Origin of the sequence: Halomonas aquatica, from assembly GCF_040196335.1 — a bacterium.
GTDB lineage: Bacteria > Pseudomonadota > Gammaproteobacteria > Pseudomonadales > Halomonadaceae > Halomonas > Halomonas aquatica.
Window position 1 is genome coordinate 469,297 of sequence record NZ_JBEGCJ010000001.1, and the last position, 22,238, is coordinate 491,534.

The 22,238-nt window shown below is 64.7% G+C and carries 24 protein-coding genes; 14 read left to right on the forward strand and 10 right to left on the reverse strand.

What is annotated here, in order from left to right; genetic code table 11:
* Positions 1-132 precede the first annotated feature (132 nt).
* From ABE960_RS02115 to ABE960_RS02125, 3 genes are all read right to left on the reverse strand, one after another.
* Entirely contained in the window at positions 133-369 is a 237-nt protein-coding gene (locus ABE960_RS02115; protein ID WP_349760565.1) for an HP1242/YdcH family protein, read from the reverse strand.
* 76 nt (positions 370-445) lie between these two features.
* Positions 446-793: a hypothetical protein gene (locus tag ABE960_RS02120; RefSeq protein ID WP_349760566.1), complete on the reverse strand. Its 348-nt coding sequence runs from the start codon at positions 791-793 to the stop codon at positions 446-448.
* A gap of 273 nt (positions 794-1,066) precedes the next feature.
* Entirely contained in the window at positions 1,067-1,939 is an 873-nt protein-coding gene (locus tag ABE960_RS02125) for an NmrA family NAD(P)-binding protein (RefSeq protein WP_349760567.1), read from the reverse strand.
* Between the two features lie 132 nt (positions 1,940-2,071).
* On the opposite strand from ABE960_RS02125, the gene ABE960_RS02130 reads away from it, so the two are divergent.
* The gene (locus tag ABE960_RS02130) at positions 2,072-3,016 is read left to right on the forward strand and encodes an AraC family transcriptional regulator (protein WP_349760568.1); all 945 of its coding nucleotides are present in this window, start codon (positions 2,072-2,074) and stop codon (positions 3,014-3,016) included.
* Positions 3,017-3,119: 103 nt separating this feature from the next.
* On the opposite strand, the gene nfsA is transcribed toward ABE960_RS02130, so the two are convergent.
* The gene (gene nfsA / locus ABE960_RS02135) at positions 3,120-3,851 is read right to left on the reverse strand and encodes an oxygen-insensitive NADPH nitroreductase (RefSeq protein ID WP_349760569.1); all 732 of its coding nucleotides are present in this window, start codon (positions 3,849-3,851) and stop codon (positions 3,120-3,122) included.
* A gap of 206 nt (positions 3,852-4,057) precedes the next feature.
* Here nfsA and ABE960_RS02140 point away from each other — a divergent pair, with 206 nt between their 5' ends.
* The 6 genes from ABE960_RS02140 (at position 4,058) to ABE960_RS02165 (ending at position 8,377) form a co-directional block, all read left to right on the forward strand.
* Positions 4,058-4,678: a LemA family protein gene (locus ABE960_RS02140; protein WP_349760570.1), complete on the forward strand. Its 621-nt coding sequence runs from the start codon at positions 4,058-4,060 to the stop codon at positions 4,676-4,678.
* Positions 4,675-5,442 (forward strand): TPM domain-containing protein, encoded by a 768-nt coding sequence (locus tag ABE960_RS02145; RefSeq protein ID WP_349760571.1) that lies wholly within the window; start codon positions 4,675-4,677, stop codon positions 5,440-5,442. Before ABE960_RS02140 ends, ABE960_RS02145 begins: the two co-directional genes overlap by 4 nt.
* Before the next feature lie 62 nt (positions 5,443-5,504).
* Positions 5,505-6,122, forward strand: a complete 618-nt coding sequence (locus tag ABE960_RS02150) for a TPM domain-containing protein (protein WP_349760572.1) — start codon at positions 5,505-5,507, stop codon at positions 6,120-6,122.
* 106 nt (positions 6,123-6,228) lie between these two features.
* Positions 6,229-7,017: a DUF1499 domain-containing protein gene (locus ABE960_RS02155; protein WP_349760573.1), complete on the forward strand. Its 789-nt coding sequence runs from the start codon at positions 6,229-6,231 to the stop codon at positions 7,015-7,017.
* Between the two features lie 168 nt (positions 7,018-7,185).
* Positions 7,186-8,070 (forward strand): sensor domain-containing diguanylate cyclase, encoded by an 885-nt coding sequence (locus ABE960_RS02160; RefSeq protein ID WP_349760574.1) that lies wholly within the window; start codon positions 7,186-7,188, stop codon positions 8,068-8,070.
* Between the two features lie 91 nt (positions 8,071-8,161).
* Positions 8,162-8,377 (forward strand): DUF3820 family protein, encoded by a 216-nt coding sequence (locus ABE960_RS02165; protein ID WP_349760575.1) that lies wholly within the window; start codon positions 8,162-8,164, stop codon positions 8,375-8,377.
* A gap of 88 nt (positions 8,378-8,465) precedes the next feature.
* Here ABE960_RS02165 and ABE960_RS02170 read toward each other — a convergent pair whose 3' ends face one another.
* From ABE960_RS02170 to ABE960_RS02180, 3 genes are all read right to left on the reverse strand, one after another.
* On the reverse strand, positions 8,466-8,918 hold the full coding sequence (locus ABE960_RS02170; RefSeq protein WP_349760576.1) for a hypothetical protein: 453 nt from the start codon (positions 8,916-8,918) through the stop codon (positions 8,466-8,468).
* 138 nt (positions 8,919-9,056) lie between these two features.
* The gene (locus ABE960_RS02175) at positions 9,057-10,025 is read right to left on the reverse strand and encodes a magnesium transporter CorA family protein (protein WP_349760577.1); all 969 of its coding nucleotides are present in this window, start codon (positions 10,023-10,025) and stop codon (positions 9,057-9,059) included.
* 95 nt (positions 10,026-10,120) lie between these two features.
* Positions 10,121-10,834: a DUF3581 family protein gene (locus ABE960_RS02180; RefSeq protein ID WP_349760578.1), complete on the reverse strand. Its 714-nt coding sequence runs from the start codon at positions 10,832-10,834 to the stop codon at positions 10,121-10,123.
* Between the two features lie 263 nt (positions 10,835-11,097).
* Here ABE960_RS02180 and nhaD point away from each other — a divergent pair, with 263 nt between their 5' ends.
* From nhaD to ABE960_RS02205, 5 genes are all read left to right on the forward strand, one after another.
* On the forward strand, positions 11,098-12,579 hold the full coding sequence (gene nhaD / locus ABE960_RS02185; protein ID WP_349760579.1) for a sodium:proton antiporter NhaD: 1,482 nt from the start codon (positions 11,098-11,100) through the stop codon (positions 12,577-12,579).
* Between the two features lie 379 nt (positions 12,580-12,958).
* Positions 12,959-13,405, forward strand: coding sequence for a hypothetical protein (locus tag ABE960_RS02190; protein ID WP_349760580.1), 447 nt, complete (start codon positions 12,959-12,961; stop codon positions 13,403-13,405).
* Entirely contained in the window at positions 13,374-14,594 is a 1,221-nt protein-coding gene (locus tag ABE960_RS02195; protein ID WP_349760581.1) for a hypothetical protein, read from the forward strand. The genes ABE960_RS02190 and ABE960_RS02195 overlap by 32 nt, the downstream gene beginning before the upstream one ends.
* Before the next feature lie 33 nt (positions 14,595-14,627).
* A complete protein-coding gene (locus ABE960_RS02200) occupies positions 14,628-17,462 on the forward strand; it encodes a bifunctional diguanylate cyclase/phosphodiesterase (RefSeq protein WP_349760582.1) in 2,835 nt (944 codons plus the stop codon).
* 54 nt (positions 17,463-17,516) lie between these two features.
* Positions 17,517-18,329, forward strand: coding sequence for a PEP-CTERM/exosortase system-associated acyltransferase (locus ABE960_RS02205; protein ID WP_349760583.1), 813 nt, complete (start codon positions 17,517-17,519; stop codon positions 18,327-18,329).
* Positions 18,330-18,432: 103 nt separating this feature from the next.
* Here ABE960_RS02205 and ABE960_RS02210 read toward each other — a convergent pair whose 3' ends face one another.
* The 3 genes from ABE960_RS02210 to zapE all read right to left on the reverse strand — a co-directional run bounded on the left by ABE960_RS02210 (position 18,433) and on the right by zapE (position 20,586).
* Positions 18,433-19,203 (reverse strand): trimeric intracellular cation channel family protein, encoded by a 771-nt coding sequence (locus ABE960_RS02210; protein ID WP_349760584.1) that lies wholly within the window; start codon positions 19,201-19,203, stop codon positions 18,433-18,435.
* 89 nt (positions 19,204-19,292) lie between these two features.
* Complete coding sequence (locus ABE960_RS02215) at positions 19,293-19,448, reverse strand: hypothetical protein (protein ID WP_349760585.1); 156 nt, start codon at positions 19,446-19,448, stop codon at positions 19,293-19,295.
* Positions 19,441-20,586, reverse strand: coding sequence for a cell division protein ZapE (zapE, locus tag ABE960_RS02220; RefSeq protein ID WP_349760586.1), 1,146 nt, complete (start codon positions 20,584-20,586; stop codon positions 19,441-19,443). Before zapE ends, ABE960_RS02215 begins: the two co-directional genes overlap by 8 nt.
* A gap of 116 nt (positions 20,587-20,702) precedes the next feature.
* Between zapE and ABE960_RS02225 the strand changes: the two genes are divergently transcribed.
* Positions 20,703-21,185 carry an NfeD family protein gene (locus ABE960_RS02225; protein WP_349760587.1) on the forward strand — a complete coding sequence of 161 codons (483 nt, stop codon included), beginning with the start codon at positions 20,703-20,705 and terminating at the stop codon, positions 21,183-21,185.
* Between the two features lie 2 nt (positions 21,186-21,187).
* The gene (locus ABE960_RS02230; RefSeq protein WP_349760588.1) at positions 21,188-22,237 is read left to right on the forward strand and encodes an SPFH domain-containing protein; all 1,050 of its coding nucleotides are present in this window, start codon (positions 21,188-21,190) and stop codon (positions 22,235-22,237) included.
* The last annotated feature ends 1 nt before the right edge of the window (position 22,238 follow it).

Consider the following 22,238-nt stretch of genomic DNA (forward strand, 5'->3'; position numbering starts at 1 on the left):
CACGGGCGGTGGCCGTCGTTCCCGACGCCCACGGCAAGATGACGACAAAACGCCGATCGCCCGTCCCGGCCATGGTGGCGAGACGGGCGATCGGCTTCTCGCGTGAACAGGGTCAGACGCGAGCCGGTTAAGTCACTCGTTCAGGTAGGTGGCGATGGCGTCCTTGAGGGCGACGCGCTTCTTGCGGGCGTCCTCCTCGATGTGGGTGGCCACCGGCTCGACTTCGGTCTCCATCCGGTGGATCTGCCGGTTTACCTCGTGGTAATCCTCGACGAGTTTCGCGAAATGGGTATCCGACTGCTTGAGGCTGTGGATGCGCTCAGCATGCTCGGGAAACTCCTCAACCAGTTCGTGCGGCGTATGGCTCATGACACCTCCATGTCCTTGTGTGTGCTACCGATACAATCTCGACCCTATCAGTGAGTTAGCAGGCCGTCCATGAGCGTCATCCGCGGCGGGCCAGCACCCGATCGAGCTCCTGCCGATAGGCCGAATCAAGGCCTGCCGGGACGGCGGGAAAGCGGCCGAGCGACACGGCCAGCTCGAAGAAGCCCGGCCGGGGCAGGTCGCCGCGGCGGCTGACCACCAGGGCGGCAATCATCGGCCTGCCGGCGGCGACGTCCTCGCACATCAGCGCCTCCAGGGCCAGTGCGACGCGCTGGATGGTGCCCGGCGGCGAGAGGCCCAGCGCCTCGGCGGCCTGCTGGTAGGTGATCGGCACCGCCACGTCGGGCAGGCCCTCGAGCCACTCACGCAGGCGCGGGGCCAGGTCGGGGTCGGCTTGGCTCGCCATTCAATCGGCCCTCCATGGCTTGGCAGGAAAATGGGATGGCAGGAAGCGTCGGGTGCGCAGCCCGTATGCGCTGTGCCGAGTCTCTACCGTGGCACACTCACGAGCAAGTCCATCGCCTGCCACCGGGCGGCCGGGCTGGCATGGCGGGGCTTTTCCTCATCCTCCCCCTCGGCAGTGGATAGGCCATGGAAGAGATCGGCCTGAGATGGCTGCTGGGCCAGGGCGTCAGCCTGGTGGCCCTGGCACTCTGCCTGCTGGGCTTCGCCAGCAGGGTCATGCGGGCGTCTCTTCGCCCGCGGCCTGCCAGGTGCCGTGCGCGGCGATGCGGCGGGCAAAGGCCGTCACGTCGGCGGGCTCACGGCCCAGCGCCCGCTGCACGCCGTCGGCCACGTAGGCGTTGCGCCCGTCGAGCACCGTCTCGAAGAGGTAGTTCAGCAGCCAGGCGACCTCCTGCGGCGCGCCCGAGGCGGTGACGGCGCGGGCGAAGTCGGCCGCGGGGACCGGGACGAAGGCCACCTCGCGCCCGGCGGCGCGGGAGATCTCCTCGGCCAGCTCGGCGAAGGTCAGGCAGCGGGGCCCGGTGACCTCGTAGGTCTCGTAGGCGTGTCCCTTCTCAGTCAGCGCGGCCACCGCCACATCGGCGATGTCATCGACGTCGATGAAGGGCTCTGGGATGTCGCCCGCCGGCAGGGTGATGGCGCCGGCCTGCACCATGCCGAGGAACTCGCCCTCCGAGAAGTTCTGCATGAACCAGCTCGCGCGCACCACCGTCCACTCGACGTCGGCTGCCCGGAGGACCCGCTCGCAGGCCTGCGCCTCCTCCTCGCCGCGCCCGGAGAGCAGCACCAGGCGCCGGACGCCCTTGGCGACGGCCAGGTCCACCACACGGCGAATCGCCTCCATGGCGCCGGGGATCGCCAGGTCCGGGGCGTAGGTGAGGTAGGCCGCCGTGACGCCCTCGAAGGCCGCCTCCCAGCCGCTGGGATCGTTCCAGTCGAACGCCGGGGTCGTCGAGCGCGAGGCGACGCGTGTCTCGATGCCGCGGGCCTGGAGGCGCTCGACGACGCGACGCCCGGTCTTGCCGGTGCCGCCCAGGACGAGGACGACGCCTTGTTGATCCTGTTGGGTGATGGATGGTGCCTTCATGGTGCATTCTCCTCGAGATCAAGCTGTGCTGCCCCGGGGGGCGTGGGTGACACCTTGAAGATTAAGGAGGGCACCGCTGGCCCACCATGCGCGAGACCCTCGGTTTCATACGCATCCGTCTATAATCGTGCGATGGATACGCTAGGTGGACTGCTGGACGCCCCGCGGGCCCGCGGGGCCTTCACCCTTCGCACGGTGATGACCCCGCCGTGGTCGCTGAGGATCGTCGCCGAATCGCCCCTGACGCTGATCGCCGGCGTGAAGGGCGAGACATGGCTCATGCCCGACGAGGGCGAGCCGGTGCGCATCGGCCCGGGCGATATCGCCGTCACTCGCGCCCCGGCCCATTACACCGTCGCCCACGCACCCACGATGCCCCCGCAGGTGGTGATCCACCCGGGGCAGCGCTGCTGCGACCTCGATGGCCGCTCCGTGCGGGAGGAGATGACCCATGGCGTGCGCATCTGGGGCAACGATCCCCGGGGCGAGACGGTTTTCCTCGTCGGCGCCTACGAGCACCTGAGCGACATCAGCGATCGCCTGCTGCGCTCGCTGCCGCCCGTGCTGTCGCTGTCGCATCGCGACTGGGAATCGCCCCTGGTGCCGCTGCTGTGCGACGAGGTGGTCGTCGACGAGCCGGGGCAGGCGGCAGTGCTCGACCGCCTGCTCGACCTGCTGATCACCGCCGTGCTGAAGGCCTGGTTTGCCCGGCAGGACGCCGACCGACCGGCCTGGTGGCGCCATCAGGGCGACCGCATCGTGGAGCGCGCGCTGCGCCTGATGCATGACTATCCCGCTCGTCCCTGGACGCTGGGCGCCCTGGCCCTGGAGACGGGTGCCTCGCGGGCGTCCCTGGCACGACGCTTCCACGACCTGGTGGGCGAACCGCCCATGACCTTCCTGAAGAACTGGCGCATGGCCCTGGCAGCGGACCTGCTCTGCCAGCCCGACGAGACGGTCGGCAGCGTGGCGGAGAAGGTCGGCTATGCCACGCCCTATGCGTTCAGCGCTGCGTTCAAGCGGGTGCGGGGCATCAGCCCGAAAACGCATCGGGCGAGTGCCCTGGCCGACGGCTGAGTGAGCGGCTCCTTTACCCCCAGGACACGGGGGTGACCCCTGGGGTGGCGCTGGCCTGCCGACCGGCGCACCGCCTTCGCCACCTCCGCGGATGAGGCATGGCTCACTTCATCTCGAAGCCGCGCCTGACCAGGAAGTCACGCATGTGGGGGCGCAGCTTGGTGTCGAACAGCGGGGTGAGGTTGCGCGACCAGTCGCTCTGCTTGTTGCCGCCCTTCCGCGCCTGGTAGTAGCCGTGCATGGTCTCGTCGTAGTCAGCCACCTGCTCACGGTCGTCGGTGTAGGTGTCCTCCTTGAGTATCGCCGACACCGGCAGGCGGGGCTTCACGTCCGGATCCTGGGCCGGGTAGCCGAGGCACATGCCGAACACCGGGAAGACGTGGTCCGGCAGCTCCAGCAGGTCGCTGACCTGCTGGGGATCGTTGCGTATTCCGCCGATGTAGCAGATGCCCAGCCCCTCGGATTCGGCGGCAATGGCCACGTTCTGGGCCATCAGGGCGGTGTCCACGCTGGCCACCAGCAGCTGTTCGGTCATGCCACGCACCACCCGGGCACCGGTGCGTTCGGCGGCCTCGGTGGGGCGCTTCATGTCGGCGCAGAACACCAGGAAGTCCGCACAGCGGGCGATATAGCCCTGGCCGCCGGCCAGCTCGGCGATCGCCTCGCGGTGGGCGGAGTCCGTCACGTGGATGACGCTGTAGGCCTGCACGTGGCTGGAGGTGGCCGCGGCCTGCCCGGCGCGGATCAGCTCCTCCAGCAGCTCGCGGGAGACCGGCCGGTCGGTGAACTTGCGGATGGAACGGTGGGACTTGAGCAGCTCGATGGTGGGATTCATGGGACCTCGTGGCGTGGTGTCGGACAGCGTCGTCAGGGCGCGCGGTGAAGCTCGGGTATCGCGACATTCTCCCTCACTCGGCGCCGCCTTGCATCGCTCGGCGGCCGTCCCGTTCGCTGCCGGACGGCATGGCGTCGCTTCCTTCGCATCCCCCTGAGCTGTACCTTGGACACCATCGAACCGCAATGACAGGAATGACCGACCCCATGCTGACGAGACACTCCACGCTTCCCGACCCTCGCGTCTGGCGGTTCGCCCTTGTGCTGATGATGGCGATGCTGCTGACGGGTTGCGGCGTCAACAACATCCCCACCTACGATGAGCAGGTGAAATCGGCCTGGGCGCAGGTGGAGAACCAGTACCAGCGGCGCGCGGACCTGGTGCCCAACCTGGTCGAGACGGTCAAGGGGTTCGCCCGGCAGGAGCAGGAGACCCTGACCGCCGTAGTGGAGGCGCGGGCCAAGGCCACGTCCATCCAGATCGATGCCGAGTCGCTGGACGACCCGCAGAAGATGCGCCAGTTCGAGCAGGCCCAGCAGCAGCTCAGCGGGGCGCTGAGCCGCCTGATGGCGGTGTCCGAGCGCTATCCCGACCTGAAGTCGAACCAGAACTTCCTGGCCCTGCAGTCGCAGCTGGAAGGCACCGAAAACCGCATCGCCGTGGCGCGGCGCGACTTCATCACCGCGGTGGAGCGCTACAACACCGAGCTGCGCACCTTCCCCGGTCGCCTGTGGCATACGGTCCTCTACAGCGACATGCAGCTTCGCGAGACCTTCGACGCCACGACCGAGAACGCCGACCAGGCCCCCCAGGTGGAGTTTGAATGATCGATCTTCTGCGCATTCCGTTATTGGCGCTGCTGCTGTCGGGGACCCTGGGCCTCCAGGCCCAGGACCTTCAGGCACAGCAGCTCGACTTCCCCGAGCTGACCGGTCGCGTGGTCGACCAGGCCGACCTGCTGGATCGGGCCACCGAATCACGCCTGAGCGAGCAGCTCGCGGCGCACGAGGAGGCCACCACCGAGCAGCTGGTGGTGGCCACCCTGCCCGACCTGCAGGGCGTGACCATCGAGGAGTATGGCTATCAGCTGGGGCGCCACTGGGGCATCGGCCAGGAAGAGGAGGACAACGGCGCCCTGCTGATCGTCGCGCCGAATGAGCGCAAGGTGCGCATCGAGGTCGGCTATGGCCTCGAGGGCCGACTTACCGACGCCCAGTCCTCGGTGATCATCAACCGGATCCTGACACCGGCCTTCCGCGAGGGCGACTACACCCGCGGCATCACCGAGGGGGTGGAGGCGATGATCCGGGTGCTGGGCGGCGAGCCCCTGGACACCACCACCACCGCCAGCGCCCAGGCCGGCCAGCAGAAACCCGAGGGACCGGCCTCGATTCTCTTCTTCGTGATGTTCGGCATCGTGATGGCCCTGGTTCGGGGCGGTCGCGGCGGCCTGCTGGCCGGTATGCTGCTGGGCGGTGCGCTCGGCGGCAGGTCGCGCGGCGGCGGCGGTGGTTTCGGTGGAGGTGGAGGTGGCGGCTTCGGAGGCGGCGGCGGTGGCTTCGGCGGCGGCGGCGCGTCCGGCGGCTGGTAATCCCGCCCTCCCTCCGGCGGCGACACCCACATGACAATCAGGATTCGGAGATCACGATCCCCATGGCTTTATTGAGTGAAGACGAGCAGCGCCAGGTCGCCGAGGCGATTCATCGGGTCGAACGCGAGACCGATGCCGAACTGGTCACAGTGCTGGCTCCGCGAGCGGACAACTATGCCTATATCCCGCTGCTCTGGGCCGGCCTGCTGGCCCTGGTGGTACCCGGTGCGGTCAACTACTTTCCCGGCTGGCTGACGGCCTATGAGCTGACGCTGGCGCAGTGGGCGACCTTCATCGTGCTGGGACTGGTGTTCCGCCTCCCCACCATCACCACCCGGCTGATCCCGCAATCGGTGCGCCACTGGCGGGCGGCCAACCTCGCCCGGCGGCAGTTTCTGGAGCAGAATCTGCACCATACCGAGGGAGAAACGGGGATGCTGATCTTCGTCTCCGAGGCCGAGCGGTATGTGGAGATCCTGGTCGACCGGGGCATCTCGGCGCGCATCGACGACGAGGCCTGGCAATCCATCGTGGCGGCGTTCACCCGGCGGGTACAGGCCGGCGAGACGCTGAAGGGGTTCCTGGAGTGCATCGAGGCCTGCGGCGAACATCTCAAGGAGCAGGTACCGGCCACCCACGAGCGCAACGAACTGCCCAATCACCTGATCGTGCTGGATTGACCCTCTTCCGACCCTGCAACGGGCATGACCAGCGATGATCCACGGCCGATGCTCACCGGAAGAACGGCCACCGAATGACATGGGCTGACCGACGCGAGGAGCCAGCATGACACGAGAGCGCATGGTATCGGGACATCGAGGCCAGGGACTGGCCTTCAAGGTGGCGCTGGCCGGGGGCATCCTGGCCAGCCTGGCGGCCCTTTCCATGGCCGGGGCCGGGCCCGCCTATCGCCTGGAGGCACTCGCCCTCGGGGATGCCTTCAGCATGCTGCGCTACGGCGCCTTCATCGCCTTCGGCGCCTCCGGTCTGGGCCTGGTGAGCCTGCTCATCGCCGCCCTCACCCGCCGCCTCCTGCCGGCCGTGCTCGGCGCCCTGGTGATCCTGGCCGGCCTGGCACTGGTCGCGGTGCCCTGGCTGCAACTGCAGCAGGCGCGCAGCGTGCCGCCCATCCACGACATCACCACCGACCTGCTGGACCCGCCCGCCTTCGAGGCCCTGGTGGCGCCCCGGGAGGCCGCCCCCAATGCCGTGGCCTACCCCGGCGAGGAGACCGCCCGCCAGCAGCGCGAGGCCTACCCCGACATCCAGCCGCTGATGCTGGCGGCCTCACTCGAGGCGGTGCGAACGGCCGCCGAGGCCGAGGCCCGGGAGGCCGGCTGGGAGATCGCCGCCCTGGAGGAACGGAGGCTCGAGGCCACCGATACCACCTTCTGGTTCGGCTTCAAGGACGACGTGGTGATCCGCATGACCGAGACGGGTGATGGCGTGACGGGCGACGAAGTGCGGGTGGACATGCGCTCCGCCTCGCGGCTCGGCACCAGCGACGTGGGCACCAATGCGGCGCGCATCCGGGCCTTTCTGGAGGCGCTTGAGCGCCGCGTCATGCCGCAATAGCCGGGTCCGGCCGCGTGTCTGCCAGTGGCGATACCATGAGGCTCCGCCGCCGATGACAACGCAAACGCTCGGTGGTATTAAGGTATCGGCAAAAGGGTCTCTTTGCGCAGATGATACGTAGCTGTCGGCCGTGCTCGACTCCCCCTTCCCTCTCCCCGGTACCGACTCATGACGCCTTCCCTCGAACCTTTCGGCAACACGGAGAAGGTGATCCATGCCGCTCCCATCGGCATCTGTGTCACCGACGCCGATGGCCTCTTCGAGATGGTCAACCCCGCCTACTGTGACTTCTATGGCTATCGCGAGGAGGAACTGCTCGGCCAGCCCTTTACCATGGTGGTGCCCGAGGCCAACCGGCCCTCGCTGATCGACCTGCATGAACGGTTCATCGCCGGTGAAAGCGACTTGGAGGCCACCCAGGAGTGGGAGGTGCAGGGCAGGGATGGCCAGCCAAAGAACATCCTGGCCAAGGCCGCACGCATTCGGGACGGCAACGGCCAGGTGAAGAAGGTCACCTTCGTGCTGGACATCACCGAGCGCAAGTCCCTGGAGCAGCGCCTGGAGTTTCTGGCCCACCACGACGAACTGACCGGCCTGCTCAATCGTCGCGCCGGGCTGGGCCTGCTGGAGAAGGAAATCCTGCGCAGCCGCCGCTATGCCACTCCCCTGTGCGTGGCTATCTGCGACCTGGATCACTTCAAGCGGGTCAACGATCGCTACGGCCATGCGGTGGGCGACAGTGTGCTGAGCGAAACAGCCGAACTGATGAAGGACGCGATGCGTCAGCATGACCACGTCATTCGTCTCGGCGGCGAGGAATTCTTGATCCTGCTGCCTGGAGTGACGCTGGAAGAAGCCTGCCAGGCCGTGGACAGGCTTCGCCAGCGTCTCGAGACGACACCTCTTGCGGCCGAACAGTTATGGCTGACACTCTCGGCCGGCGTGGCAGAGTTTCAGGGCAACGAGGAGGCCGAGGCTCTGCTGGAGCGGTCTGACCACGCCCTTTACCGCGCCAAGCACGAAGGGCGCAACCGGGTGCGGGTTACCGCATAGACGGCGGTCGACCCGCAGGACGCGAGGTGGGCCCAACAAGCGCCAAATCCGGCTTGGTCAGGTCGCCTCAGCCCGTCATGGAGCCAGCTTAGTGAATCCCGAAGATCTTGAGAAACTGGTGACCCTGCGCATGCCCTTCGGCAAGCACGCAGGCTGCCTGATCGCCGACCTGCCAGGCCCCTACCTCAACTGGTTCGCCCGCGAGGGCTTTCCCGACAGCCAGATCGGCCGCCTGCTGCACCTGATGCACGAGATCGACCACAACGGGCTGAGCGAGCTGCTCGACCCGTTACGCAAGGAAGCATGAAGCAGGCGCCCGGCCAGCGACTGACCGGGGCGCCTGCGGAAGCCGGGCTCGGTCGTCAGTGGCACCGCAGGCCTGGCTGAGAAGGCCGTTACTCGAAAGTGGCGCAGACGTCCGACTGTGCGCCGGGGTCATGGCTTTCTGCGTGGGTGACCGCCTCGCCGGATCCCTCCAGCGACACGCTCCACTGGTGGTCGGTACCCTTGGGATCACAGCTTCCCTCGGTGCCGCCGCCGAAGTTGGAATCGATCCAGTAGTGCACCTCGTAGCTGCTCCCTTCGTTAAGGGCGCCGGGGAAGTCAAAGGAGAAGGCCGGGCTAACGTCGGCGGAGACCGTGCCGGACTTCGTCTCGAGTACCTCGCCGGAGGCGGCGTCGACCAGGGCCACCTGAACGGCCTGGCCGCCATGGGGGCCGCCGAAACTGGCATCGCCCTGGAAGGTCAGGTCGTGGCCTCCGCTGGCCAGGGCTACCGGGGCGACGAACAGCAGGCAGAGAAGCAGGCGCCGAGGCAGTATGCCGCCGGCGATGATGGGCGTTGTCATGATGCACCTCCCGATAGGGTAACGGTGAACGCGAAGGCCCGGATGGGCCTTTCTACAGCATAGCGTTCCACCTTGGCCCTTGCAGGAGCTGCGACACCCGGAGCCGCTGGTTCTTGACGCGGTGGCCGTCGGTCGCTATCACAGCCACTTCCTGCGCCGGAACACCCACAACAGGGCAATGCCGATGGCAAGCATCACGCCGAGCAAAACGAAATAGCCCCAGCGATAGGCGAGTTCGGGCATATTGGCGAAGTTCATGCCATAGATGCCGGCGAGGAAGGTCAGCGGCACGAAGATGGCGGTGATCACCGTGAGCACCCGCATGGTGATATTGAGCTGGTGAGAGGAAAGCGAGATATAGCCATCGACCAGGTCGCCGCAGATGTCGTAGTACATCTGGGTCAGGCTGTGCAGGCGCTCGAAGCGCTCGTGGACGTCGTTGATGGCGTGAAGGGTGTCGGCCTCATCGCGGGGCAGGTGCGAATAGTCGTAGGCCATCAGCTCCTGGGTGATCGCCTGATGGTAGTTGAACACCCTGCGCATCTTCACCAGCCGCGACTTGTAGCTGATGATCCGCTTCATCAGGCTGTCGTTGCCGGCCTCGACCAGGCCGTCCTCCAGATCGCTGAGCTGGGTCTCGAACTCCAGCAGGCTGTCGAGATAGAAGCCCGCCGAGAGGTGCATGATCTTCAGGGCCACATGGCCGGGGGATTTCGCCAGGAGCCGGCTGCCGTCCTGCTCCCACATGCGATCGATGCTCATGGCGAGGCTCGGGTGCAGGCTGATCAGGTAGCGCTCGCCGATGAAGAAGGCGACCTGCTGCGGGGCATAGTTGAGTTCCGCATCGAAGGACGAGATGCCCCGGTAGAGGATCAGGGTGTGGGTCTCGAACTCCTCGATCTTGGGCGGGTGGCGCTCGCGCTGGGCATCGATGATCGCCAGCGGGTGGCAGTCGAAGGCCTCGAGCAACACCCGCTGATCGTCGAGCGCCGCGCCCTGAAGGTCGATCCAGATGCGGCTGTCGGGGGTATCGCGCCAGCGCGCGATCAGCTCCTCCCCGCCTCTCGACACCTGGCCATCGGCTTCCAGCAGCAGCGTGCGCATCATCGTGTCGTCATCCTCTTGCTAGACCGTCGCTGCCCGGCGGGCGGGCAATGGGCATCCTGCCGGTGGTGATGCATGGCGCCAGGCGGTCGGGCACGTCAGTCCTGCCGCTCGTAGGCGTCCTTGAGACGGTAGAACTCGGCGACGACCTCGTCCATGGCGGCGGCGTCATAGTCGCACAGGCCGCTGACCACGAGCTTCTTGGAGCCGGTACCGACCTCTTCACCGCCGGCGGTGATCCGGAATTCCAGCAGGGCATCGCCGCGTTTTCCGACCACCGATAGTGAGGAGTCGAGGAGTTCGAGGCCAGGCAACGGGCCGTCCAGGCGCTCCAGCGAGAAACCCATGCTGTCATAGATCACCAGCGGACGACGCGGGTTGAACATGACTCCCTGCTCTTCCATCAGCGGCTTGAGGTAGTGGGGGAAGTTCTTGCCCGAGAAGGCCACGTAGCTGCGGGTGAAGGCCTCCACCACGGCCTCGTCGCGAGTCGTCTCGCCTTCGTGGGTCACCTCCAGGTAGCACTTGCCCTGATCGTCACAGACGCGTATGAGGCCATCGTCGTGCTCGAGAAAGCAAAGCGGCACGTCGCCCCCTACCATGCTGAGGAAGCGGAAGCTCATGGTCTGCGAGAGCCCATAGCGTGCCAGGACAAGCGCAAACAGCAGGTCGCCAGGCACACAGAACCGCCGTGCATCGGTATTGTGGATGGGGTTGTAGTCCCCGGCGATGCGCTTGGCAAAGCGACTGGCCTGCTCGGCGGAGATCCGGACCCAGTCATCCGTCCGTGTATGGAAGTCATCAAGAAACATGTGTCGTGAGCCTGCCCCGAGTCATTGGCAATCCTTGGTCTCCGGCAGACGCCGGAAGGGAAGATGATGCCACAAAATAACGGCTTGCGCGGCCCGTTGGATAGGTGGGCGTGGGTGGGTTCCCTATCGCCTCTGTCCTACCAAAGGCGCACTGGTTAACAAGGAAGGAGCATACTGCGTCGCAACACGCTGTGATAACATCTGGCCACTTTTTCATACTACCCACACTTCCCCCCACCTCTTGCCTCAGGATGATCGCAGCCATGCTGACAACCTGTCGTACTCCCCACTGGCCACGGCAATTCGTGCGTTGGCCGGGCATGTTCATGCTTGCCCTTATCTCCCTCATCGCCAGCAGCCCGGCGTTCGCCGCCACCGGTGAGCTCGACCTGACCGGTTCCTTCGTGGGCATTCTCGCCGTCGCCATCTTCGTGCTCGCCTACGCCCTGGTCATGGCGGAAGAGAAGATCCACATGCGCAAGTCGAAGCCGGTGCTGGTCGCCGCCGGCATCATCTGGGGGCTGATCGGTTGGGTCTATGTGAAGGCAGGCATGCCCACCGAGTCGGAGCATGCCTTTCGTGTGACCCTTCTCGAATTCACCGAACTGATGCTGTTCCTGTTGGTGGCGATGACCTACATCAACGCCATGGACGAGCGCCGCGTCTTCGATGCCCTGCGCTCCTGGATGGTCCGCAAGGGCTTCAGCTATCGCTCACTGTTCTGGATCACCGGCGTGCTGGCGTTCGTCATCTCGCCGATTGCCGACAACCTGACCACCGCCCTGCTGATGTGTGCCGTGGTAACCAAGGTGGCCGAGGGCGACAAGCGCTTCATCAACCTGGCCTGCATCAACATCGTCGTGGCCGCCAACGCCGGCGGCGCCTTCAGCCCCTTCGGCGACATCACCACCCTGATGGTCTGGCAGGCCGGCATCATCGAGTTCTATGAGTTCTTCGAGTTGCTGATCCCCTCGCTGATCAACTTCCTGATCCCGGCCGTGGTGATGAGCATCTTCATCCAGAACCGCACCCCCGACAGCATGAAAGAGGACGTCTGGCTCAAGCGCGGTGCTCGCCGCATCATCGCCCTGTTCCTGCTCACCGTGGCCACCGCCGTGGCCTGTCACACCCTGCTTCACCTGCCGCCGGTGCTGGGCATGATGACGGGCCTTGGCTACCTGCAGTTCTTCGGCTACTACCTGCGCCGCACCCTGCCCCGCTCCCTGGAGCGCAAGCGCACCAAATACAGCCAGCGCGGCGACTGGAAGAAGCTCGAGAGCCTGGGCAGCGTGGTGCCCTTCGACGTCTTCAACAGGGTGGCACGCGCCGAGTGGGACACCCTGCTGTTCTTCTACGGGGTCGTGATGTGCGTCGGAGGCCTGGGCTTCATGGGTTACCTGGGCATGCTCTCCGAGGCGCTATACACGGGCTGGAACGCCACCGGCGCCAACATCACCCTGGGCGTGATCTCGGCGGTGGTCGACAACATCCCGGTGATGTTCGCCGTGTTGACCATGGAACCCGAGATGTCCCATGGCCACTGGCTGCTGATCACTCTCACCGCGGGCGTCGGCGGCAGCCTGCTGTCGATCGGCTCGGCGGCTGGCGTCGCCCTGATGGGCCAGGCCCGCGGCCAGTACACCTTCATGGGCCATCTGCGCTGGAGCCCAGTGATCGCGCTGGGCTACATCGCCAGCGTGGCGGCTCACCTGTGGCTCAATGCCGATAGCTTCCAGGTCTTCTGACCTGCAGCTCCTCCCCCGGCGGCCCCGAGCCGCCGGGACTTTCACCCCGCGTTGATACTCCTGCCTGTAAATTTCCTTGAAGTGATGTAGCGTATAAGGATGACAAAACTAGTCATGGGGCGCTGATTTTTCTGGTGCCCACACGGTGGCAAAGCTGAGACATGCACCGTACATAAGAATGAGAATGCCCCTCAGGGGCTGCAGGGAGAAGGCGTCATCGACTCATACACTCACGAAATGCGGGCTGAGCCTGCATGGTGCATGAACCTGACGTTCATCAGACAACGGGAACACACACCCCGATGCTACCAATCGTCCTGAATCACTCCCTCGCGATGGTGATCTCCGCTGCTGCTCGCCGATCAGGGAGGCACGCCCCATGGCGCGCCTGACCGCTCTGACACTGGCCACCGTGATGCTGCTGACCGGCCTGTCGCTGGCCGGCACAACGGCCACCGCTCAGGACGTTCCCGTCCTGTTGGTGGCACATCCGGATGTAGCGACACGCCACCTCACGCGCGACACCACCCGCGCCATCTTCGCCATGAGGCAGCGCACCTGGCCCGATGGGCAGGCCGTGCGGGTCTTCGTGCTCGACAACGACCACCCCGTGCATGCCCGCTTTGCCAAGGAACAGCTGTCCGTCTACCCGCATCAGTTGCAGCTGGCCTGGGACCGCATGGTGTTCTCGGGAACCGGGCAGGCCCCCAACCGAGTTCGCAACCAGGAGGAGATGCTTGAGCGCATCGCCAACACTCCCGGTGCTCTGGGATATCTTGAAAGGGAGTACCTGGATGATCGTGTCCAAGTCATTTCGATGGAGTGATCCCCGCTCCATAACCGCCATGGCCGCCGCGCTGACCCTGAGCTTGTCTGTCCAGGCTCGGAGCGACGAAGGCGTACTGGATACCCTGCAGTTGCATGGCTTCATGAGCCAGGCGCTGGTCATCAGTGATGACAACGACTTCTTCGGCCCCAGCAGCGAAGGCGAGGGCAGTTTCAAGTTCACAGAGATAGGCGCCAATGCCTCACTGCGGCCCCACGAGGACGTGCTGCTGGCCGCCCAGGTACTGAGCCGGCGCGCAGGCGGGGATGGCGGCGATGCCAGCCCAAAGCTGGACTACGGGCTGATCGATTATCAGATGCTCTCCGACCAGCAGCGGACCCTCGGCATCCAGCTAGGCCGAATCAAGAATCCGTTCGGCTTCTACAACCAGACCCGTGATGTGGCCTTTACGCGTCCCAGTATCCTGCTGCCCCAATCCATCTACTTCGACCGAACACGTTCATTGGCTCTAACGGGCGACGGGGTAACACTCTATCTGGAGGAACGCCTGCCCAAAGGCGTCATCAGAGGACAACTTGGCCTGGGTGCACCCCAGGCAGAAGATGATTTGCGGCAGACGCTTCGATTGGACCGTGTGACAGGTTCACTGGACCCGGAGCAATCTGCCATTGGGCAGATCCGCTATGAACATGATGGTGGGAGAATTGTTGCTGCCTTGAGCGCTGCCAATGCCAAGGTACACTTCAATTCGAAGGCTCCCGGCTTGACCGATGGAGACTTCTACTTCAAGCCATGGGTATTCTCGCTGCAATATAATCAGGAACTCTGGAGCCTGACAGCAGAATATGCTCTGCGACGGTCCGGCCTTGAAAACTTCAATGACCCGCGATTGAACTTCGATACCACCGGGGAAAGCTGGTATCTGCAATATACCCGACGCTTCCTTGATGACTGGCAGTGGCTGGTACGCTACGACAGCCTGACCAACAATCGTGACGACACTTCCGGCAAGGGGTTTGAGGCAAGTGGCCTCGGACCCGCACACTCCCAGTTTGCAGACGATATCACTCTGGGACTTCAGTGGACGCCACACCCCAGCCTGCTGCTGGCCGGAGAGTATCACCATGTCGATGGTACCGGCTGGCTGCCTGTCCAGGATAATCCGGACCCATCGGAAACCAGCCGTCGTTGGAACATGGTGCTGTTCCAGCTTTCGCTGCGCTTCTGATGTCCTAATGCTCCTGGCCTGGAAACCACAGAGATGACCCCCCCATCGTCCCTCCGGACTCGTCATCGACTCAGCCTGACATGGCGTGTCATCGCCCTGAGCAGCCTTCTGCTTTTGGGGCTCGTGGTGCTGTTCACGTGGCTGGGCCACGACAATCTGACCCGCCAGTTCCAGGAGAGCCGTAGCGAGCACCATGAGCGGCAGCAACGCGAGATCCGCCTGGCCCTCCAGCGTTCTGCAGAGAACCTGCGCCAGCTGGCGGGCCTGGCCGCAGCCTCGCCGCGTCTTGGGCCGCCCCTCGAGGCAGGCAACGCGGAAGAGGTCGAGGAGGCGCTGGCCTCCCAGTGGCCGACCCTGCAGCTCGAGGCCGGCATCGACGAGATACTGGTCGTGGATGTCCGGGGACGGACCATGGGTCGTTGGGGTTCCGTCCAGCAGGAAGACAACTTACCGATCCAGTCCTGGGTACAGCAGGTCATGGATACCGAGGTACCCATCACGGCACTACGCTGCACGACCGACTGCCAGCAGTACGCCGCCGTTCCGGTGCTGGTGAATGGCGAGAGCGTCGGCCTGGTCGTACTCTCACGCTCGCTGGCCGATGTGACCCGGCAGGCCAGAGAGGTCTCCAACGCCGAAGTGGCCCTGCTGGTGACCGGCGCGTTGGAGAGCCGTGACCTTCCCGAAAAACGCCACCTCACCCCCTGGAAGGGCTATCTCCTGGCACTGACGCGAGAGGAGGAGAGCCTGCCGTTGCTGCGGCGGGCAGCAGGCCTCGGATCCATCAGCGCCCTGCTGCAAACCCCTCGGCACCTGCAGGAACAGGGCCAACAACTCGAACTCAGCGCGGTCCGCATGGACGAGGATGCTGACCGACGCAGTACCGGATACTTCCTGCTGATCTCCGATATCTCGACCCAGATCCAGGCCATCAACGAGGATACGCGCACTCTGCTGGGGGTGGGCCTGGTGGGCTGGATCGTCGCGGAATTGATGCTGCTGATGATACTGCTGCGCCCCATGGCGCGCCTGCGGCGGATCGCCGGCTTGCTTCCGACGCTGGCCAGCGGGGGATTCGACGATATCCGGGCAGCGATTCCCTCTGTACGCCGCCGCCTGCCGGATGAGATCGACGTGCTGGAGGGCACGACGCTGGAGCTCTCTCATCAGCTCGAGATGCTGGAGGAAGAGGTCCAGGCACGCGGTGACCAGTTGGCGGCGCGCGTCGAGGAACTGGCCCATGAAAGGGACTTCGTGAACAGCCTGCTGGATACCGCCCGGGTGTTCATCATCGCCCAGGACAGCCGGGGACGGATCAGTCTGGTCAACGACTATACCCGCGCGATGCTGGACCTGGACGAGTCCTCCCTGCTGGGTCGCCATTTCGTCGATGTATTCGAAGCAGGCAGTTCCTCTCTTGCTGGAACCTTCGACACCCCGCAGCAGGAGGAGCGAACTCTCCTGACCCCGGATCAACGCCTCCATACCATCGCCTGGTACCATGCCCCGCTGCCGTCCGGCACCGATGGCAGCATGTCGCGGATCTCGGTGGGCCTCGACATCACCGAACGAAAGGCCGCGGAAGCTCGTCTGACCTGGCTGGCCGAGCGTGATCCCCTGACCGAACTCTACAACCGACGTTACTTCCAGGACGTCCTGCAGCAGGCGTTGTGGCGAGAAGCACGAGGTGCCGTGCTGCTGCTGGACCTGGACCAGTTCAAGGAGGTCAATGAGCTAAGCGGCCACCATGTCGGTGACCGACTTCTGCGCGAAGTGGCCGAAACCCTCTTGCTGAACCTGGGCCATCGCGGTGTCATCGCTCGCCTGGGGGGCGACGAGTACGCGCTGTTGCTGACGGGTGCCGACGAGAACCAGGCGGTTCAGGTTGCCCAGCATATCGACCAGTTGCTCGACAGCCTCAGGTTCACTGCCGCAGGACGACGACATCGGGTCAATGCGAGCATCGGCATTGCCCTGTTCCCGACCCACGGCGCGACGCCGGCCGATCTGATGGCCAGTGCCGACGTCGCCATGTACAAGGCCAAGGAGAGCGGCATCCAGCACTGGCACCTGCTCTCGAAGGCCGAGAGTGCCAAGGACGAGTTGCAGGAGCGGGTCTACTGGGTGGAACGCGTACGCAGCGCCTTGGCAGAAAACAGCTTCGAGTTGATGGTGCAGCCGATCATGCGGCTGGAGGATCGCGACGTGAAGCACTACGAAGTGCTGCTGCGCATGCGCGATGCCGACGGCGGCCTGGTAGCGCCTTCCTATTTCATCCCAGTCGCGGAGCGCAGCGGTCAGATCGTGCAGGTCGACCGCTGGGTGCTGCGACACAGTCTGCGCGTCCTTCGCCAGCTACAGGACAGGGGCGTCAGCCTGGCGGTCAACCTTTCTGGCCAGTCTCTGCATGATGAAGGCCTGAAACAGTATCTGGCCGACGAACTGGCGGCCAGTGGTGCCGATCCTCATCATCTCATCCTCGAGATCACCGAGACGGCCGCCGTTACCGATTTTTCCACTGCACGTGGTGTGCTGCAGGCGCTGCGTGACCTGGGTTGCCGTACGGCCCTGGACGACTTCGGCGTGGGGTTCAGCAGCTTCCATTACCTGGAACAGCTACCGGTGGATTACATCAAGATCGATGGCTCCTTCATCCGTAGCCTCTCGATCAGCCCGGAGAGCCGCGTGATAGTACAGGCCATTGCCGATATCACCGCAGGATTCGGCAAGCAGGCAATCGCCGAGTTCGTCGACCAGGAAGCCCTGCTGCCAATGTTGAAATCTTATGGCATCACCTATGGTCAGGGATTCCACCTAGGCAAACCGATCACAGTGCCTGAGGCATTCGGAGTAACTTGGCATACATAGCGCCGACCATTCCCCCGAAGGCCTTGCTGAAATTTTTCTCGAAAGGACCATCGAATGAAGCCCTTCTCAAGCTCTACAAAGGACAGCGATGAGTCCTCGATGCTTCTTAAGCAATTCATGGATGAATTCAGCTTCAAGCTGGCAAAAAGCCCGCAGGATAAGGAAAGAGTCTATCGCTTAAGATATGACATCTACTGCGCAGAACTCGGATATGAAAAGCCCAGCGATCCTTTGAGGAAGCTTGAACATGACATCCATGACCAGTGCTCAATCCACTGTGTGATCGAGCACCGCAGAACTGGGCTCCTGGCAGGGTGTGTAAGGCTCGTGATTCCCGACCCTTCAAGCCCCTCCCCGCTGAACCAGCTACCACTCCAGTTTTATGGCTATCATAGCCTCACACATCCGAGGTTCCATCCGGACAAGCTTCCGCCAGACAGCTACTACGAAATTTCTCGACTGGCTGTAAGCCGGCAGTTCCGCGCGAAGCTGAAGCAGAACGATGTCCCGGGAGTATCCGGAGGCCCGATGCTCTTCACGGCTAAGGAAAAACGGACTTTTCCCTTGCTGGTTAGTGGTCTATTCCTTGCGGGATATGCCCTGGGAAGACTCTCGGGAAAAATTCAGGTTTTCGCCATGATGGAGCCGAGGCTTCCCCGGCTACTTTCCATGGCAGGATTCCACTTCACCAAGGTAGGAAAAACCATCAATTTTCATGGCCGACGCAGTGCCTACTATATCGATCGCCAGAAGGCAGAAAGCGGGATGCAGAAAGCATTAATGCCGCTCTACCTGCATATCTGCGATGAGCTGGCACCACAATTGGAAGACATGCCGATTCAGGAAGCCAGGGCTTCCTCTTATTGAAGAGAGGCCCGTGCCGACCCAGGATAGAGCCTGTCCGGCCACTCCAGAAGCCTGATGGCCAGCACGCGGCGGGATCTTTCGGCAGCCACCCGCCGCTGGTGGCTCATTTTGACTTGCCCCCACGCCGGGAACGACCAGACGTGATCATCTTCACCCGCGTCTTGGTTCGCCTCTGAGGCGTCGCTGCCGCCTGGTCCTGGCCGTCGTCCTCGTCCTGCCCGCCTTCGTCACGAAGCTCGGTGGCTTGCGGTGGCTGCACCACTACCCAGGCGAACACCGGCAAGGACAGGTGCCAATAGATGGCCGAGAGTCGCAGCCCCAGGGTGACCCCCAGCCCGGTGGCAATGGATATCCCCAGCGGCGCGGAAATGGCCTCGAGACCGACGAACGCCATGCCGCCGGCAATGGAGGCGATGGCATATACCTCACGACGAAGCACCATGGGCACCCGGCGCGCGAGGACATCGCGAATCATCCCGCCGGCCACCCCGGTGAGCAGCCCCATGAGGACCGCCACCACGCCGGGCGCCTCGAGCATCAGGGCCTTGTGGGCCCCGATCACCGTAAAGAGGGCCAGGCCGAAGGCATCGGCCACCGGCAAGAAGCCACGCGAGAGGCGGTGAATATAGTGGAAGCCGAGGATCGACAGGCCCACGGTGACCAGGATCACCCAGAGGTAGGTCGGATCCGTCACCCAGAAGACCGGACGGACCCCCAGCACCAGGTCTCGCAGAGTGCCGCCGCCGATCCCGGTCACCGCCGCCAGCACCAGCATGCCGAAGGGATCCATCCTCGAGCGGCAGGCCAGCACCACCCCCGAGAGGGCGAAGACGATAACCCCTGCCATGTCCAGCCAGTAGACCAGCCCTGTCACATCGTCACTCCCTTGTCTGCCGCCCGGCAGCATAGCGCATCACGCCGCCCTTTCGCCTCATCGGTGGCGGAATGCCGACCGTGCCAGATTCAACTCCCTTGCAGGGGCAGGCGCCGGATCATGAGGGTCACCGTCTTAACGTGATGGACCAGGGTCTCGTGGTCCTGCCAGCCGAGGCGGCGATAGAGCCCCTGCTGGTCCGGCGTAAAGAGGTGGAGCCGCACGATCTCGTGGTGATCAGCCACCCGGGCTCTCCAGATCGAGGTCACGACCGAAGCGCGCCAGCTGCATCTCCTGCAGGCGACTGAGGACCCGCCGGAACGGGAAGGCGAGGTAGCCGTGAGGATAGAGGTCGCCCAGCGCCACCTCCGCCTCCAGGTAGAGCGGAATGCGCCGGTCATAGCACTCGTCGACCAGGGCAATGAAGCGCCGCACGCCGTCGTCATGGCGGGACAGTTCGGGGAAGTCACGCTCGCCGGCGTCGACCCGCGCCACCCCGTCCTCGGTGCCCCGGGTGATGGGGGCCGCCGCCTCGCGACGGCTCAGGCAAGGCACCTCGCTCAGCAGGACATGGTCGAAACGGTCGCAGAGGGCGATGAAGTCCAGCGCCGCCAGTGGCTTCTCGCACAGCGCGGCGTAGCGGCACCAGAGCACCCCTTCGCTGCGCGCCACCACGGGGATCGAGCGACGTCCCAGCTCGATGGAGGCGTGGTCCTCGGGTCGGCCCTGGCGCAGCCGCGTGAAGACCTCATTCAGGGCGCTCGGATGGCCGGGACGCGAGACCCAGTAGCGCGGGTGGGCCCGACCGGGATGCAGGCGGTGGTCCTGGCCGCCGTCGAGCTCGACTACCCCCATGTGCCACTCGATGGCTGCGATGGCAGGTAGGAAGCGCTCGCGGTTGAAGCCCTCGGCATAGAGCTGGTGCGGCGCCTGGTTCGAGGTGCAGACCAGCACCAGCCCGTGGTCGAACATCGCGCTGAACAGTCGCCCGAGGATCAACGCGTCGGCGATGTCGCTGACGAACAGCTCGTCGAGGCACAGCACGCGGACCTCGCCGGCGAGTTCCCGGGCCAGCGCCGTCAGCGGGTCGGCGGTACCGGCCAGCTCGAACTGGCGGCGGTGTACCCAGCGCATGAAGTGGTGGAAGTGAAGGCGCCGCGAGGGAACGTCGAGGTGCCGGTGGAAGAGATCCATCAGCCAGGTCTTGCCGCGGCCGACCGGGCCCCAGAGGTAGACGCCCCGGGGCGTTGCCGAAGCGTCATGCAGGGCCTGGTAGCAGGCCTCGAGCACCGCCACGGCGCGACGCTGGGCATCGTCGGAAACAAAGCCCAGGCGGGCCATGGCGTGATCATGGGCCTGACGTGGCGAGTATCGCTGGGGCATCTGGGGGCTCCTGGCACAGAGCCGTGAAGATGCCATCTTCTTGCCGGCCCGACAAATGCCCCCCTGATGCACCGATGCAGTACCATGGGGCCTCTGCTGGCCTCGAGGAGATCCCCATGGACTGGAACCCTGCCGTCATCTGGCTGGCGCTCGCCCTGCTGCTGGGACTGGCGGAGCTGGTATCCGGCGGCATGGTACTGCTGGCCCTCGCCTTCGCCGCGGGACTGACCGCGACCATCGCCTGGCTGGGTCTCGGGCTCTCCTGGCAATTGCTGGGCATGGGTGTCTTCTCGGGCGTGCTGGTGCCACTGGCCATCCGGGTGATCCGCCCCTGGTTCTCGCCACGCGGCGTGGCCTACGGGACTACTGGCACCGGGGTCGAGAAGGGCCGCATCTTTACCACCCTGAAACGTGATTTCGATGGTGCCACCGGCATCAAGGTCAATGGTGACTTCTTCCGGATTCGGGTCACCGACACCGGGGAAATCGACCTTCCGGCGGGCACCCGGGTCACCTTCCTGTCCTTCGATGGCACCACCGCCATCGTTGGGCAGACATCCCGCAACACGGACGCCACATCTCGACACAGCGAGCCTTGAACATGGAATTACCCGTCAGTCCAGACCTGATCATGAGCCTGATCATCGTCGTCATCGGCATCCTGATCATCACCAAGGGCCTAGTGGTCGTCCGCCAGTCCGAGGTGATGGTGATCGAGCGCCTCGGCTCCTTCAATCGGCTGCTGGAAAGCGGGATCAACCTGATTATCCCCTTCATCGAGCAGCCCCGCGCCATCACCATGATCCGTTACCGCAAGATGGGAGATGAGTACCACGCCATCACCAGCGACGAGATCCGCATCGACCGGCGCGAGACGGTGATGGACTTTCCTGGCCAGCCCGTAGTAACCACCGACAACGTCACGGTTAACATCAATGGCGCGCTCTATTACCAGATCATCGACCCCAAACGCGCCGTCTATGAAGTGGAGAACATGAGCCAGGCGGTGGAGGTGCTGGCCAAGACCACCCTGCGCTCGGTGGTCGGCAAGATGGAACTCGACAAGCTCTTCGAGTCCCGCGCCGAGGTCAACAACGAGATCCAGCGGGCCATGGAAGAGGCCGCGTCCAAGTGGGGGGTGAAGATCTCACGGGTCGAGGTGCAGGATATCGCCATGCCCGAGGAGGTCGAGTCCGCCATGCGCCTGCAGATGGCCGCCGAGCGCAAGCGCCGCGCCACAGTGACCGAGGCAGAGGGCGAGAAGTCCGCGGCCATCGCCATGGCCCAGGGCCAGCGGGAGTCGTCGATCCTCAACGCCGAGGGCGACAAGCAGTCCGCCATCCTGCGTGCCCAAGGCGAGCAGGAGTCGATCAAGCTGGTCCTGAATGCCATCGGTGACAGCGAGGAGAACAAGCGGACCGTGGTCGGCTACCTGCTCGGCCAGAGCTACATCAAGGTCCTGCCGACCATGGCCCAGGAAGGAGAACGCGTCTTCGTGCCCTATGAATCCTCCGCCCTGCTGGGCTCCATGGGCATGTTCCGTGAAATGGCTGGCTCGCCGGAAACCGCCGTCTCCCGGCACCTGCGACCCAACGACGGTCAGAGCGACCTGCGCAGTGGCATGGTGGGTGGCGCCGGCGCCGGCGCCTAAA

Excerpts from the sequence above, each read along its gene's own strand:
- ABE960_RS02115 (WP_349760565.1), bottom strand. The coding sequence starts at position 369 with ATGAGCCATACGCCGCACGAACTGGTTGAGGAGTTTCCCGAGCATGCT.
- ABE960_RS02120 (WP_349760566.1), bottom strand. The coding sequence starts at position 793 with ATGGCGAGCCAAGCCGACCCCGACCTGGCCCCGCGCCTGCGTGAGTGG.
- ABE960_RS02125 (WP_349760567.1), bottom strand. The coding sequence starts at position 1,939 with ATGAAGGCACCATCCATCACCCAACAGGATCAACAAGGCGTCGTCCTC.
- ABE960_RS02130 (WP_349760568.1), top strand. The coding sequence starts at position 2,072 with ATGGATACGCTAGGTGGACTGCTGGACGCCCCGCGGGCCCGCGGGGCC.
- nfsA (WP_349760569.1), bottom strand. The coding sequence starts at position 3,851 with ATGAATCCCACCATCGAGCTGCTCAAGTCCCACCGTTCCATCCGCAAG.
- ABE960_RS02140 (WP_349760570.1), top strand. The coding sequence starts at position 4,058 with ATGCTGACGAGACACTCCACGCTTCCCGACCCTCGCGTCTGGCGGTTC.
- ABE960_RS02145 (WP_349760571.1), top strand. The coding sequence starts at position 4,675 with ATGATCGATCTTCTGCGCATTCCGTTATTGGCGCTGCTGCTGTCGGGG.
- ABE960_RS02150 (WP_349760572.1), top strand. The coding sequence starts at position 5,505 with ATGGCTTTATTGAGTGAAGACGAGCAGCGCCAGGTCGCCGAGGCGATT.
- ABE960_RS02155 (WP_349760573.1), top strand. The coding sequence starts at position 6,229 with ATGACACGAGAGCGCATGGTATCGGGACATCGAGGCCAGGGACTGGCC.
- ABE960_RS02160 (WP_349760574.1), top strand. The coding sequence starts at position 7,186 with ATGACGCCTTCCCTCGAACCTTTCGGCAACACGGAGAAGGTGATCCAT.
- ABE960_RS02170 (WP_349760576.1), bottom strand. The coding sequence starts at position 8,918 with ATGACAACGCCCATCATCGCCGGCGGCATACTGCCTCGGCGCCTGCTT.
- ABE960_RS02175 (WP_349760577.1), bottom strand. The coding sequence starts at position 10,025 with ATGATGCGCACGCTGCTGCTGGAAGCCGATGGCCAGGTGTCGAGAGGC.
- ABE960_RS02180 (WP_349760578.1), bottom strand. The coding sequence starts at position 10,834 with ATGTTTCTTGATGACTTCCATACACGGACGGATGACTGGGTCCGGATC.
- nhaD (WP_349760579.1), top strand. The coding sequence starts at position 11,098 with ATGCTGACAACCTGTCGTACTCCCCACTGGCCACGGCAATTCGTGCGT.
- ABE960_RS02190 (WP_349760580.1), top strand. The coding sequence starts at position 12,959 with ATGGCGCGCCTGACCGCTCTGACACTGGCCACCGTGATGCTGCTGACC.
- ABE960_RS02195 (WP_349760581.1), top strand. The coding sequence starts at position 13,374 with ATGATCGTGTCCAAGTCATTTCGATGGAGTGATCCCCGCTCCATAACC.
- ABE960_RS02200 (WP_349760582.1), top strand. The coding sequence starts at position 14,628 with ATGACCCCCCCATCGTCCCTCCGGACTCGTCATCGACTCAGCCTGACA.
- ABE960_RS02205 (WP_349760583.1), top strand. The coding sequence starts at position 17,517 with ATGAAGCCCTTCTCAAGCTCTACAAAGGACAGCGATGAGTCCTCGATG.
- zapE (WP_349760586.1), bottom strand. The coding sequence starts at position 20,586 with ATGCCCCAGCGATACTCGCCACGTCAGGCCCATGATCACGCCATGGCC.
- ABE960_RS02225 (WP_349760587.1), top strand. The coding sequence starts at position 20,703 with ATGGACTGGAACCCTGCCGTCATCTGGCTGGCGCTCGCCCTGCTGCTG.
- ABE960_RS02230 (WP_349760588.1), top strand. The coding sequence starts at position 21,188 with ATGGAATTACCCGTCAGTCCAGACCTGATCATGAGCCTGATCATCGTC.